The organism is Lacinutrix sp. WUR7 (assembly GCF_016864015.1).
In the GTDB taxonomy this organism is placed as follows: domain Bacteria; phylum Bacteroidota; class Bacteroidia; order Flavobacteriales; family Flavobacteriaceae; genus Oceanihabitans.
The window spans coordinates 3,274,959-3,288,962 of sequence record NZ_CP045067.1 but is presented as its reverse complement, the minus strand read 5'-3'; the positions used below and the strand labels follow the sequence as shown (position 1 = coordinate 3,288,962).

Below are 14,004 nucleotides of genomic sequence, written 5' to 3'. Positions count from 1 at the left end.
TTGTATTTTCTTTTTTCATTCTAGTTATTTATTGACAAATCCAAATTCCGTTACCTTGGTCAATACAAGCATTTGGACAATCAGCATCCGTTGTGCAAAGTGTTTCATCCGTATAACCATTACAATTATTGTCTACTCCATCTGTAGTATTCTCAGGTGCTCCAGGATAAGTATTAGCATCATTATCATTACAATCCGTATTGTCAATAACATATCCAATTGGTGCAGTGCTTCCTGCAATTATTGTATCTCCTGGGTTTCCAAACAAATCACTATCGTTATCTTTATAATAGGTTACCGCTGCGGTACAAGAACCGTTTTCACAAACTTCTCCAAATCCGCAATCTGTTGGATTTTCATCTATAGTTCCGTTACCATTATCATCTATTCCATTACATAATTCTACTGCATTTGGATATGCCGAAGTATTATTGTCATCAAAATCTGTATTATCAGTAACATATCCACTTGGTTGATTACAAGATTTTTGGGAACTACTTGGGTTTCCAAATCCATCTCCATCATTATCTTGGTACCAAGTTTGTTCCGAACAATCATCGTCTTTACTGCAAGAGTTGATAGTTACAATTCCGATAGTTAAAAATGCTAGTAAGTAAATTGTTTTGCGTTTAGTCATAATTTCTAATTTTGTTCTTAATATAATTTTTCAAGTATATTTATTTTTGTAGCAAAAGAACAGTACCATTTGATTAACGGAGGTTTTCATTTGTTAATCTATCATTCCGTTCTAATTTTTGCCAACATCTTATTATAAAAAATCTGACAGCCTTTTTTATTTCTTACATTAATTTCAATTGTAAATGGATTATAGAAATCGGTTATTTTATTATTTAAAATCCGAGAATCTTCATTAACTGCGTTTTTTGCTTCCGCAATTCATAACTACGTGTATTTATAAAGTGATTTACAAATTTGCGCATTATAAAAAAACGGAATGTTGTGCTTTTAAAGAATGTCTTGGTATGGTAAGATAGGAGTGTAGTAATTCCTTTATAGGACTTCCGTTTGTCTTCTAATACATTGGAAATCTATTTAGCAGTTCTAAAATTTCCGTAAATTAATGCTATTATCAATAATCCAATTCCTATTCCAACGAAGGAACCTTTTGCAAAATCTGGTAATGCGAAATAATGAGAAAACACCTGTGAAGCTGCAATTACGAACATTCCAATAGGTATAAGAAGTAGTGCTTTTCTTTTTGTTGTCTTTTTCATTTTATTTATGTTTTAATAATAGGTAGGTCTATTTTTAAATTTGTTACATAATTTCTTTCTAATTATATGCAACTTGTTAAAAAGCAAATACTGGTAACCTCTACTTGCGAAGCATATTACTATAAAGTATTGGCTTTTTTATGTGCAATTCTAAGGTGTAAAATAAAACGCTTTATACAAATACAGAAACAACAAATGATATGAATATACGTTTGCAAAAGGGAAAGAGAAAAGATCTCCTTTTAAGAACGAAGTAATAAACGATTAAACACATGAAAACATTTTTTAAAAGAATGCTAGTCGGTATTCTATTCATATCTACAGCTTCTTTAAGCGCACAAGAGATAAATAGTAAAAAAGGCTACGACACACAAATAGGTGTTATGGTTTATATGCTAGAAAATTTAAAAAGTGACATTATTACCTATACAAAAAGATACAATCAAATGGAAACAGATTTTCATTTTGACGACAAAGCAAATTCAGTAGGTGCTATTATTATGCATCTAGCAGCTGTAGAGGCATCTTATCAGGAAACTTCCTTCGGCGCCGATGTTTTTAATGCCTATAATGAGGAAGAAAAAAAAATGTTAGAAATGGCGATCAACTTAGAGGATTCTAAAGAAATATTAAAAGAAAAACCAATACGTTATTACTTAGATATCTATAAAAAAGTAAGAAAGAAAACATTGCAAGAATTTAAGAAGAGAAATGATGATTGGTGGACTAAAAATACCCATTGGGCTTGGTTTCACGTGATGGAACATCAAGCACACCATTTGGGACAAATAAAATTAATTTCGAAAAGATTCCCAAAATAATTCCCAAAATAATTCTTTAGATAATTTCCTGGAATTTATAGATTTTTATAGGCATAAATTGAGATAGAGACTTTTTGTTTCATAAAGGAAATAGGTTCCTTTACTGGAGATGTAAAAAGGACTTATGTATTTGCTATTCCGTTTATTGCAATACATGGAATTCTAATTCTGTAAATTCCATATTGCTATGCCTATATTAAAAACAAAAAAGCACAAACTAAGGTTTGTGCTTTTAAAGCATATTTTTTTAAAGTACGCGAGGAATATCAAATCCTTTTATAGGATGTTACTTATGTTATTTTATAACTTCATATTCCCAATAAACACCACTAATATCTGTGATTCTTAATTGGTAGGTTCCACTAGGTAGATTTTCCAGTTTTTGGTTTTCTAAATGCAGCTTCGCTTTTGCACCCAAAGGAACTATTAAACTATGCTTTCCAGGTTTTATTTTGGCTACATAGTAGTTAGAAATGCTTTCTTTTTTCAAGGCTGCCAAATCTTCTTGCGAATACTCTAGAACGGTATTGTTTTGTTTATCTAATAACGCAATACGAATAACCCAAGATCCATAAACATCAACGCCTTCCGTTCTAAAAACATCAAAACTTAATTGGTTATTTGTGATTTCTCCAGCAGAAATTTCTAGTTTTGGTTTTACCGATTTATTATGAAGTGTTCCCCATAAACCGCCATGAAACACTTGGTTTGTCATTAAGGTTATTCCTAAAATAAAAAGAGATCCGATTAAAACAATTTTTGGAAAAACACTTTCCTTAATTGGTAATATACCAGAACCTAACCAAGCAAAGCCTTTCTTTTTGGTGATTGCAAAATTATTTTTCATTAGATAGTTATCTATAGAGTATTTCCCGCTTCCTGTTAAAAATAATACAAAACCTGTAGCGATTCCTAGTACACCTATTTGCCATTCGTCTAGGCAAGTGGTACCAATCCAGCCAGAGCCCAAAAGGATTCCCATAGCAAGCATAAATACACCAATACTCATTAGTCGTGTAAATAAACCCAACATAATACACAGGCCAACAACACCTTCAATAATGGTAAAAATCACCATGTTAATCCATAATACATCTGGATTTTCAACTAAATATTGAATCATTGGTTTAATACCTAAAGCATTGGGTAAAAACGCATTGAATTTTTCGCCAATATATCCAGCAACTTCTGGGTCGAGTTTATTGGCTAGCGCAGTTCTTCTCCAAAAGGCTGAAAAATACGTCCAACCAACTACTAATCGCAATGCTAAAGCCAATAGCCCAGCATCGTTTTTTATACTAATGTTTTTCATTTTAAATAGTTAAAGTGTTAAACCCTTGTTTCGTTAATTGGAAACCGTATAGTATGCCATTTGGAGTTATTTTCAAATTAGCTGGCATGGTACTAGGAGCAATGTTAAACTTGTTAAGCGAAATGCCACAAACAAAGACTTTTACGTTTTGGGGTTTAGCCTTTTCCAGGAGGATTTTAAAATCGGAATTATCAGCAATAGCATGTACTGTTTTGCCGCAAATGATGACATAAAATTCGCCATACTTTTTCCCGTCTTCTTTTGCTAATGCATTGGCAGTTAGCAGAACCGGTTGAAGTTGTTTTATGTTTTTGGAAAGTACTAGATAATTATTTTTTTGAGGATTAAAATTTTGTGCTTGTAATTGGATAGTACCAAATATTAAAAGAAATATAGTGGATATAAATAGGATGGAATTTTTCATTGTTTTTGAATTTTTAAGGTTGGATTAATACGGAAGAAAAGAAGTCCACTTAGTAAGAATACATTCTTAAAAGCGGGCATAAAGTTGCCATTTATCCAATAGTAACGGTTAATGTTATAGTAATTATAAAAATGAAGCTAAGCAAAATACGAAGGATAACTATAGAATTATAGCTAACTTCAAGTTTTTTTTCTGAAAGTTCATTTTTTATTATTTGTAATGGATACATACAGTACTGTAACTGCTTTAAATTTTTCTTAAGAAGAAAATCAATTACGAATAAATCTTTAGGTTCTGATATAAAATGTAGAGAGGAACATCTGTAGCATGTTGGCTTTTCGATGCATTTTTGTGGTAAGCATGTTTATAAACATAGCTTGTAATGTTAAAAGTTGCAGCTTGTGGAATTATAAAATTTGATTCCTGAAAAGTAGGTTTAGAAAGAGATGGAATTCCCTCAGAAAACGCTAACGTCTGGCAATTGGATTGCGAAATTGTAGATTGACTTTTGCTGGAGACAGTCGTTTGCGGAATCCCTAATTCGGCTTGAACAAAATTACGAACCTTGCAAGGAGATAGCAATAGCAACATCGCAAGTCCAAAAACGGACAAGATGGAATTTACTTTATTTATGTTACAATTTGCTTTCACTTTAACAAATATAGATGCAATTTTTTTAAGATTATGTTATTTTTTTCTTAATACTACAAGTTGCTTTTACCAACAACCTTTGCTCTTTGTATTAAAGCCTAAACTTTTGCTCCAGATGTAGTATCTCCAAATTCCATTCTTGCTAATTTTCTAGAGGTATTCCTTTTTAAACTTTTTATTTAAATTTTCCATGCTTTTTTAAAACGTTTTTATTAATTGAATCAGGTACACGATAGAAATACTAATAGCCAAACCAAGACTTACTTTAGCAAAATCTTTAGCGATGAGTTGGTAGGAACTTTTTAATTTCCCTTTATTAAGCAAGTAGTTTATAGCTATTTCTCGTCCGGCAAGAATACCAATAAAAGTCCAAGTGGTACTCATTGGTATGGCATTATAGTTTCCGTATATAAAAAGAATAACACCATAAAAAAGATCAATAATAGTTGCAGAACGAATGTTTCTAGTATTGACTTTTTGGTTGACCATTTCCTGGATTTTACCTCCACGGTTTTTAAAAATATAGGCCATAATAGACAAGATAACCACTAGAGAACCAAGCAGTTCCCAAATAGATAATCTTCGCGGTAGAAAAACATAGATGTTTGCAAAATCTTGAATAAGCCATTGCGACCATAAAAATGCAGTAGAAAGCCATTGGGCAACAATCCAAAATCTCTTTTGATTGGTTTTATGGACGTTCTCTAAAGAGGCCTTAGATTCTAGTCTTTGAGCAATTAAGAGATAAATTAAAAAGGCGGTAATTACAGAAATACCATAACCATACACCGATTTCAGAATCATTTTCTCAATAAATTGCTGACTAGAAAAAACACTAAGAATCATAAAGGTCGTGCTTACTGGTATTCCCAAACGGGTAATTATCAATAAGGCAAGTGGAGCTATTAAATGCCACCATTTTAGGGTTTCGGGAAGCGTGATGCTATTTAATCTTTGGTAGGAAACGTCTCCATCATACATATACCAACCAAAAATTAAAGTGGCAGATAGAATAATACCGGCAAATCCCCAAAGCGAGGTCCAATGTGTTTTGTTATTGGAAGAAATAAAAGTACCTAAGGTTTGTATAACATCATTTCCTATTACGGCATAGGCTGCAAGTAAAAAACCAGTATAAAGAATAAGTATTTCCATAAGGTAAGTAGCGTTTGTTTTTACCTGCTAGCAGACTATCAAAAGTATAACAATTCGAGCTATAATAAATTCGCGAATTCGTACTATTATGCATTTACTTATAAACAAAAAACACAAACTAGGGTTTGTGTTTTTGAAGTGGTTATTAATAAGTTAATATTCCCAATTAGTTGTTTTAAAACGTTTTAGTCTAAAACTACGTAGTATTTCTTTTCACTTTTTATATTTCTAGTGAATTCTAGTTTACCATCGTCATTGACACGATATAGCGGTAAACTATTTCTGCTTAGATTAAGGATTCTATTGTTTGCATCTGATAATAGATCGAAAGTTACAACGTATTGTTTGTCGGAAAACTTTTTATAAATATAGATTCCAGAAGGAGTATCGCCTTCGGTTTCTACTTGATATTCGTGAATTTTATCTATGTTATTTGAAGCGGTAAAGATAATTTTATAGGGTTTCGATTTCTTTTTCCATTTGTAGGAAACATACCATCCTTCTTTTTTTAACTGGGCTATTTTTTTTTCGATTTCTTCGTTTACTTGGTCCTTATCGGCCTCTTTATCTGATATTTCTATGGTGGATACTAATTCGATTTTACCAGATCTATAAATGGTAATATCGTCTGCATGGTTAAAGCAAGCATTTAAAATAAAAAATAGGGATACGAATAATAGCTTTTTTAAATTTTTCATTTTCAAATATATAAAAAAAAATAAATTAGGAACTATTTTTTAAATCCGTGAGATTCTTTTAAGTAGCAGTGTTCGATTCTTTTAATTGAGAACGATTATCTATCCAACTTTTTATTTTGGTATACACCAATAAATATAAAGTAGCTGCACCAAAGGAAATAAGCGTGCCTAAATAGATACCATACAACGGATATACAATAGATATGGTTAAGGAGTAAATAATCAAAGAAAACATGCCTATGGGAACATTCTTAATAATAGTATGAACATGTTCTTTAGAATAGGTGAAATGGATGATTATCATTAAAGGAAATAGGGTAGTAGGAAAGGCCGAAAAAAGTCCTGCCCAAGTAGGACCAACAAATTTTGGAACTGTGGTGATGAGTAAAATAATTAGAGCAGCAAAAAAGGCTCGGACGAATAGAATTCTAAAATTGATCTTTGCCTTGGTTTGAATGCCAATATTTTTGATGTCTTTAAAAAGATAGATACATAATAACGAAACGGAAATTGGAATTAATATGGCTATGTATTTATTGATTTCAAGCCCCTGTAATAGTGTAACCACTGCAAAATATGCGAGTATAGCAGCTAAAGAGGATAGGATAATAGTATGTTTTTTAAAATACCTAGATGCTATATAATAGACATACACAAAGGTTAAAGCGGCAGTTAGTCCAATCATATTAAATACAGCGCTTTTTGCTGCGTATTCTGGACTTACTTCTAATCCGAAAAAAAACAAAGTGATAGCAGAACCTGTAGGATATCCAGATAGGATTCCGGCCACTTTTGGACTTACATTTTCGGCAAGAAAAGACAAGCCAATAACAAATGTAATGGCTACCACTAACTTTACTAAGAATAGTAATTCTATCATTTTTTAAGGATCAAAAGTAGGTTAACTATTTCAATTATTGGAAAGGAATTTTCTTAATATTTTACCAATTTAAATGCAAAAAGCACAAACTATGGTTTGTGCTTTTAAAGTGGGATGGAATCGTTCTTATTCTATAATCCAGGCTATCCAATCTGTTTTATCTATAATAGACCAACTATGCGGATGTCTTTCTCCGTTGGATCGATATCCTTTGTTTTCTGTAGGAATATATGTTACCTGATTAAATCCGGAATTTTGAAGGCTTTCGGAAAGCTTTTGAATGTAATAGGCATTCATTTGGTCGTAATCTGCCTTTCTGTTTTCTTGCCACCAAAGCGTATCTGGTTCGGTGTACAGTCTAATTTTTGTGTTTTTTAAACCTTTCCAATTGGTGATGGTGTTTGTTTTGGAAGTATAAATGGCATGTTTTTCGTATTGTGGTAGATTGGCTTCTGGCGTTCCAAAATTTTCTTTTAAGGTTGCGATGATCCAATTGGATTCTTGTATGGCAGGTTCTGAAAAATTTCTTTCTATATTTTTTTCGGAACTTCTATACAGCGCTATTAAGTCTATTGGTGAATCTACTATAAAAACACCTTTTGGTTGTATCTGAAAGTTTTTATTTTGGGTTAGAAAAGCACTAATTAATACAGCCATATTTCCACCACTTGAAAATCCGCCAATATAAGTTTCCTTGGTTGGAAGCTTATTTTCGCTAAAGATGTTTTGCAGTTGCTTGGCAAGTGTTTGTTTTTGGTTTTTTTCTAACCACAATTTTTGATTGTAGTTCATATAAAGTAAGGCGATATTCTTTGCTTTTGCGAGATCGCGGATTTTGAATTCTCGTTTAATGTCTTCTGGTGTTTCTGGAAATCCGCCAAAAAGGACTACTACTTTTTTAATGTTTTTAGTAGGTGCAAATAAATGGTACTGGCTGTTTATTATTTCCTGATATTCTGTTTTTACAATGCTTTCTGCTTTTTGTTTCTTTGTATTTTTACAAGAAATACAAATGATGGCTAGTAATAATATTCTTAAAAGTTTATGCATAGGTATTCCAATTAGTGTACAAATTAGTCGTGAAAGCTTTTCAATCCTATGAAACTCCAGTACAAAAAAACATTGTAGCGACTAAGAAATAGGATATTAATAAACTCGTTTTATGCTCACGGAATCGATTCCGCGAAAGCGTTATTTATAAATAACTAGAAACGGTCATAACTATTAAAGTAAAGATTATTAGGATGATGAATAAAGGCATCACGAATTTTAACCATTTGTTGAAACCGACTTTTACTACTGCTAGTGAGGCTAAAATTAAACCTGTAGGATTTACAAAATAGAAAAGGCCCATACCGTATTGATAGGCATTTACAACAATTTCTCGTCCAACGCCAACGCTATCTGCTAATGGCGACATGATTGGCATGGTTAAAACTGCCATACCAGAACTACTTGGAATGAAAAAGGAAAGTCCGGCATAGACTGCTGTCATGGCACTTGCAAAAATTCCTTTGTTCATATCTTGGGTCATCGAACTTGCATAATGTAAAAGGGTATCACTAATTAATCCGTCGGCCATAATAACCGTAACACCACGTGCAATCCCGATAATTAGGGCAACACCTAATAAATCTCCTGCGCCTTTTACAAAGGTGTCGATAAATTCGGTTTCTTTAATTTTGGCAATAAAACCAATAAGAATCGACCCTACTAAGAAGGTTGCTGTCATTTCTACAAACCACCATTCGAGTGCTACCACACCATAAATCATGATGATAAAGCAAAGTGCAAATACAATTAATGCCAGACGTAATCGGGTTGTAAATGCAACTATTTTTATATTTTCGTGTGTAAATAATGCCGCTATTTGTGCTTGTTGGTCGTAAATAATCGATTTTGTAGGATCCTTTTGTACGCGTTTACCATAGCGTATAATGTATATAAGAGCAATAGTTAAGCAGGCAGCTAACATAAAAAGTCTTCCGCCAAGTCCTGTAGTCCAACTTATTCCTGCCGCATCACTTGCTATAATGGTACTAAACGGATTGATAGTAGAACACATGGTACCAATAGAACTTCCTAAAAAGATACAAGCGATACCTACCATGGCATCATATTTTGCTGCTAAAAATACGGGAATTAGAATAGGGAAGAAGGCAATGGTTTCTTCGGCAAAGCCAAAGGTGGTTCCTCCAGCAGCAACTAATGTGGTTACTAAAATAATGAGGATAAATTCGCGTCCTTTTAGGGCATTGGCGAGCCAAGAAATACCAGCATCAAAAGCACCTGTACTATTAATAATACCAATTAGCCCTCCAATAATTAAAACGAGGAAAATGATGTCTGCAGCTTCTATAATTCCCTTTACAGGCGATTTTATAAATTCTAAAATACCTTGTGGTTTCGATTCTAGTTTTTGGTAAGTATTTGGTATGTTTATGGGTTTGTAAATATCACCATTAGTAAATTTCTCTAATGGAATTTTGATATTTAGTGTTTCTAAATGGTCTTGTGAAGCAGGAATGATTTCCGATTTATCGATACCAATTCTAGTGAATGTATTATCGTCTTTATTGTAGCCTAAAGTTTCGTATTTACCTGCAGGAACGAACCATGTTAGTATAGTTACGAATCCTGCTATGATTAATAAAATGGTTTGCGCCGATGGAAATTTTAGTTTTTTCATATATAATTAAATGCTAAAAAGGGTATCAAGTTTAAAGATAGTATTATTTTAGACTTTCTTAAAATTTGGTAAAAAAAATGCAATATAACATAGATTCTAGTTGGAAAGCACATTTATATGAAACGTTTCATGCACCTTACTTTAAATCTTTAATGGAATTTGTAGCGGAAGAATACAAAGCGCACGAATGTTTTCCGGAAAGCGATAAAATTTTCAATGCTTTTAACTTATGTGCTTTTGAAGATGTAAAGGTGGTTATTATTGGTCAAGATCCCTATCATGATGTGGGTCAAGCTAATGGTTTATGTTTTAGTGTGAATGATGGTATTGCGATTCCGCCTTCCTTAAAAAACATTTATAAAGAGATAGAAAGTGATTTAGGAAAAGTGGTTTCCAATACTGGGAATTTAGAATCTTGGGCAAAGCAAGGTGTATTGTTACTAAATGCTACATTAACGGTTAGAGCACATCAAGCAGGAAGTCATCAAAAGCGAGGCTGGGAAACTTTTACAGATTCTGTAATTAAATTAATAAGTGATAAGAAAGAGAATGTGGTATTTTTACTTTGGGGAGGTTTTGCAAAAAAGAAAGCCAAACTTATTGATACTACTAGGCATCATATTTTAACTTCTGGTCATCCTTCGCCATTAAGCGCGAATAGAGGGTATTGGTTTGGAAATAAACATTTTAGTAAGACTAACTCCCTGTTGGAGCAAGATGGTTTTCAACCTCTGATTTGGTAGGTCGAACACTAACTACTTTTTTGTTTTTGTTTAAGGCTTTAAGTCTTCTTCTAGAGGTCTTATTACAACTAAATACCAAAAGAATAAAGTTGATGGCAACTAGGAAAATAAGGATTGATGTAATTATTAATAACATAGGCAACTAATTTAGTATTTGTAGCTTTGGAGTACAAATATACGATTTTAGTTAAATAAAGTTAACAAAATTTAACAATCTTGAATAATTAAGTGGTTAAACTGCAACATTTTAAGGTTGAAAGGTTGCTTACTGTAGAGGTTTGGGGTTTAAAGTTTTGTTATTAATTTATTGTATTCCCATTTTTCTGAAATAATATCTAAATCAAATAATTTTTCTTGTACGTTAGCGACTGTTTTTTCGTCCATAACATCTTGAGACCATTCCGTTAAGCTTAGCCATTCTTGTACATCTTCTAGTTTTTGATCATACCGATTGGCAATCGATTTATCAATGGAAGGAATATCTTTAAATTCTTTGGTAGTATTATTAATAATATTCAAAATGGTTTGCACATCTTCTTTATTATTTTCTAAAAATTCTGTTCTTACTGCAATCACAAAACAAGGCCAAGGAGAAGGGCAGTTAGCAACACGACGAAAGGTACCATCATCTACTAAGGGTTTTGTGGTAAATTTTTCCCACATAAAATAGTCCGCCTTTTCGTTGGTAAGTCCTTCTACTGCACCATCTAGGTTTTTAATAACCTCAAAGTTTAGGTCTTTATCTAAGTCCCAATTATTATTTTGCGCATTAATATATGCCATTAAATGAGATCCAGAACCATATCTACTAATGGCCGCTTTTGTTCCTTTTAAGTCTTCAACAGTTTTATAGTTAGAGTGCTCTGCAACGTGAATTCCCCAAATTAAAGGAGATGCTACAAAGGTTTGCACTATGGTACTTGGATTACCATCAATAATATCTTTAACAATACCTTCGGTTAGTATTACTGCTAAATCTATTTCTCCATCACGAAGCGCTGTACACATTTGTCCGGTACCACCAAAATAATCTTTCCAACGCAGATTAATTCCTTCGTCTTTATATTCTCCATTTTTAAGTGTAAGATACCAAGCAAGATTAAAATGCTCTGGGACACCACCAATTTTTACTGTCTTCATATTTCTTTCCGCGAACCTGTCTGCCGACAAGCAGGAGCAGGAGTTTAATTTAATTATTCTACTAACTTATTTAAGGTATATGTGATTAGCTTGTTAACCACAGCTTTTGGGTCTGCACTAAATTCACCAGTTGCTCTATTTGCAATAATAGCATTCATAGATAGTGCATGGTGTCCTAAAAGTTTTGATAAGCCGTAAATAACAGAGGTTTCCATTTCAAGATTTGTAACTCTAAAATCTTTAAAATTAAAAGTGTCCATTTTTGTATTTAGGGTAGCGTCTGCAAGTGGTAAACGTAAAACACGTCCTTGTGGTCCATAAAATCCTCCAGCAGTAGCTGTCATTCCTTTATGAATTTTATCGCTATCTAATAAAGCTTCTAACTTTTTGCTATTATTAATTATAATAGGTCTTGCTTTTTCTTTACTCCAATTTGTAAATGCCATAAATGCATCTTCAATTTCTGGATTAGAAATAGCGTGTATTTGATAGAAATGTAACATCCCATTTAAATCCAATCCATGAGTACTCATTACAAATGAATCTACTGGAATATCTTTTTGTAGCGAACCAGAAGTACCAATACGAACTATGTTTAAACTAGTCAGTGTTGTTTTTGGTTTTCTAGTTTGCAAGTCAATATTTACTAATGCATCTAACTCATTAAGTACAATATCTATGTTGTCTGGACCAATTCCTGTAGAGATTACAGTAAATCTTTTTCCTTTAAAGGTTCCCGTTTGTGTTTTAAATTCTCTTTTTTGTTTTGTGAATTCAATACTATCAAAATGCTTGGTTATTTTCTCCACACGATCTTGATCACCAACAAAAATGATATCATTAGCAACATGTTCTGGTTTCAGGTTTAAATGATAAACGCTTCCATCCGGATTTAAAATTAGTTCAGATTCTTTAATCGCCATGCAATATTGTTTTTATAAGTTTATTTTCTTTTTTATTAAATTGAAAATCTAAACGATTTACATTTCCATAAATCATGTTGTCATTTATTTCTAAAGCATAATTTTTATGTCCTAAAAGTACTTCGTGACCTTTTCTATTTAATTTAATAGTATCGTTTTCTTCCACATAGAATATAGCGAGGTTGTCTATTATTCGCATAAGCTGTATATCGCCAAAACCATAGTAACCTTGATAGTTTAGTGCATAACCTAACAAGTGATGTTTCGATTTCACTTCGTATTTATCCAGTAGACTTAAAATATTATGTTCTAAAGTACTTAATCCACTTCTAGAATCAGGAAAACGTTCTAAATGTGCTTTTAGGCAAATACCAAGATATTCAAAAGAGGACTTTTTAGTAATATATTTTTTTAATAGATTATGATCTTTACCACAATAAATTTGCCAAATATTTACAGCTATATCTTTGTCTTCTTCGGTTAATTTTATTCGATTTTTATAATGAGAATCCAATTGCTCAGGAGTAAGTTCACTTAATCCTTTTAGGCTATCCTCATTAGCAATTCTACCGCTACAAACTAAAGTGATAGGTTTGTTTATTTTCTTTTCGTTTAATAGACTAAGAACAGCTAACATATTGATGTGGCAAAATAAGTCGTATTCAAACCACAATACAATTTCTGTGTATTTATCGGTATCGTCTAGCTTATGTAGTTCTTTTTTGTATTGATATTCGTCTACTTCAATAGCATAACATTCTTTTAAAAAGTCTTTTCTAACTTTTATAAATGCATCCGAATTAATAAGACGATTTGCAGGACCTTCACATAGCATTTCATGCCAAGTTAAATAATCGCCTGCGTAACTAAGGTCTTTTAAATAGCCAGTTAAATTACCACCATTGGTAATATGTAAGATATTTTCGTTCATTTAACCTCCAACTCGTTTTACATTAAACCCTTTTTCTTTAAGCATTGCCATGATTTTATCTCTGTAATCCCCTTGAATAATAATTTTATCCTCTTTAAAACTTCCGCCAACACTAAGTTTGGTTTTAAGTTCTTTTGCTAAGGCTTTAAAATCTTCGGTTGCTCCAGTATAGCCTTCTAAAATAGTAATGGGTTTTCCTTTACGTTTTTCGTATTTACAGATAATAGGATCGTCTTGTAACCATAGATCTTTTTTCTTAGAATCTACTGCTACAGGAGTTTCATCCACATGATCTGGAAACAAGTTTTTAAGTTGGTCTTGTAAATCCATTTTTTTTAGTATACCGTATCCGAATTCAGTATACAGTTCTTCAACTGTTGACTAAAAATGGAGACTTTTTAT

General features: G+C 32.3%; 15 protein-coding genes. 2 read left to right on the top strand and 13 right to left on the bottom strand.

Features of this window, described 5'->3' with window-relative positions; genetic code table 11:
• Positions 1–28: 28 nt before the first annotated feature.
• Both FG167_RS14435 and FG167_RS14430 read right to left on the bottom strand, forming a co-directional pair.
• Entirely contained in the window at positions 29–637 is a 609-nt protein-coding gene (locus FG167_RS14435) for a putative metal-binding motif-containing protein (RefSeq protein WP_203458931.1), read from the bottom strand.
• Positions 638–1,049: 412 nt separating this feature from the next.
• Positions 1,050–1,235 (bottom strand): hypothetical protein, encoded by a 186-nt coding sequence (locus FG167_RS14430; RefSeq protein ID WP_203458930.1) that lies wholly within the window; start codon positions 1,233–1,235, stop codon positions 1,050–1,052.
• 272 nt (positions 1,236–1,507) lie between these two features.
• Between FG167_RS14430 and FG167_RS14425 the strand changes: the two genes are divergently transcribed.
• Positions 1,508–2,056, top strand: a complete 549-nt coding sequence (locus tag FG167_RS14425) for a DUF664 domain-containing protein (RefSeq protein ID WP_203458929.1) — start codon at positions 1,508–1,510, stop codon at positions 2,054–2,056.
• A gap of 295 nt (positions 2,057–2,351) precedes the next feature.
• Here the strand turns inward: FG167_RS14425 and FG167_RS14420 are convergent, their stop codons facing one another.
• The 7 genes from FG167_RS14420 to FG167_RS14390 form a co-directional block, all read right to left on the bottom strand.
• A complete protein-coding gene (locus FG167_RS14420) occupies positions 2,352–3,368 on the bottom strand; it encodes a TQO small subunit DoxD (RefSeq protein WP_203458928.1) in 1,017 nt (338 codons plus the stop codon).
• A gap of 1 nt (position 3,369) precedes the next feature.
• Positions 3,370–3,792, bottom strand: a complete 423-nt coding sequence (locus FG167_RS14415) for a sulfur reduction protein DsrE (protein ID WP_203458927.1) — start codon at positions 3,790–3,792, stop codon at positions 3,370–3,372.
• 849 nt (positions 3,793–4,641) lie between these two features.
• Positions 4,642–5,598: a hypothetical protein gene (locus tag FG167_RS14410; RefSeq protein ID WP_203458926.1), complete on the bottom strand. Its 957-nt coding sequence runs from the start codon at positions 5,596–5,598 to the stop codon at positions 4,642–4,644.
• Positions 5,599–5,783: 185 nt separating this feature from the next.
• Positions 5,784–6,296, bottom strand: coding sequence for a hypothetical protein (locus FG167_RS14405; protein WP_203458925.1), 513 nt, complete (start codon positions 6,294–6,296; stop codon positions 5,784–5,786).
• 58 nt (positions 6,297–6,354) lie between these two features.
• Entirely contained in the window at positions 6,355–7,176 is an 822-nt protein-coding gene (locus FG167_RS14400) for a hypothetical protein (RefSeq protein ID WP_203458924.1), read from the bottom strand.
• A gap of 126 nt (positions 7,177–7,302) precedes the next feature.
• Positions 7,303–8,226: a hypothetical protein gene (locus FG167_RS14395; protein WP_203458923.1), complete on the bottom strand. Its 924-nt coding sequence runs from the start codon at positions 8,224–8,226 to the stop codon at positions 7,303–7,305.
• A 145-nt stretch (positions 8,227–8,371) separates the two neighbouring features.
• On the bottom strand, positions 8,372–9,865 hold the full coding sequence (locus FG167_RS14390) for a YfcC family protein (RefSeq protein ID WP_203458922.1): 1,494 nt from the start codon (positions 9,863–9,865) through the stop codon (positions 8,372–8,374).
• Between the two features lie 77 nt (positions 9,866–9,942).
• Between FG167_RS14390 and FG167_RS14385 the strand changes: the two genes are divergently transcribed.
• Positions 9,943–10,608: a uracil-DNA glycosylase gene (locus tag FG167_RS14385; protein ID WP_203458921.1), complete on the top strand. Its 666-nt coding sequence runs from the start codon at positions 9,943–9,945 to the stop codon at positions 10,606–10,608.
• A 285-nt stretch (positions 10,609–10,893) separates the two neighbouring features.
• On the opposite strand, the gene FG167_RS14380 is transcribed toward FG167_RS14385, so the two are convergent.
• The 4 genes from FG167_RS14380 to FG167_RS14365 are packed head-to-tail and all read right to left on the bottom strand — an operon-like array spanning position 10,894 to position 13,932.
• Entirely contained in the window at positions 10,894–11,748 is an 855-nt protein-coding gene (locus tag FG167_RS14380) for a substrate-binding domain-containing protein (protein WP_203458920.1), read from the bottom strand.
• Between the two features lie 53 nt (positions 11,749–11,801).
• Complete coding sequence (locus FG167_RS14375) at positions 11,802–12,671, bottom strand: nucleoside phosphorylase (RefSeq protein WP_203458919.1); 870 nt, start codon at positions 12,669–12,671, stop codon at positions 11,802–11,804.
• Positions 12,661–13,602 (bottom strand): DUF1835 domain-containing protein, encoded by a 942-nt coding sequence (locus tag FG167_RS14370; protein WP_203458918.1) that lies wholly within the window; start codon positions 13,600–13,602, stop codon positions 12,661–12,663. The genes FG167_RS14375 and FG167_RS14370 overlap by 11 nt, the downstream gene beginning before the upstream one ends.
• Positions 13,603–13,932: a translation initiation factor gene (locus FG167_RS14365; protein ID WP_055444925.1), complete on the bottom strand. Its 330-nt coding sequence runs from the start codon at positions 13,930–13,932 to the stop codon at positions 13,603–13,605.
• Positions 13,933–14,004: the final 72 nt, after the last annotated feature.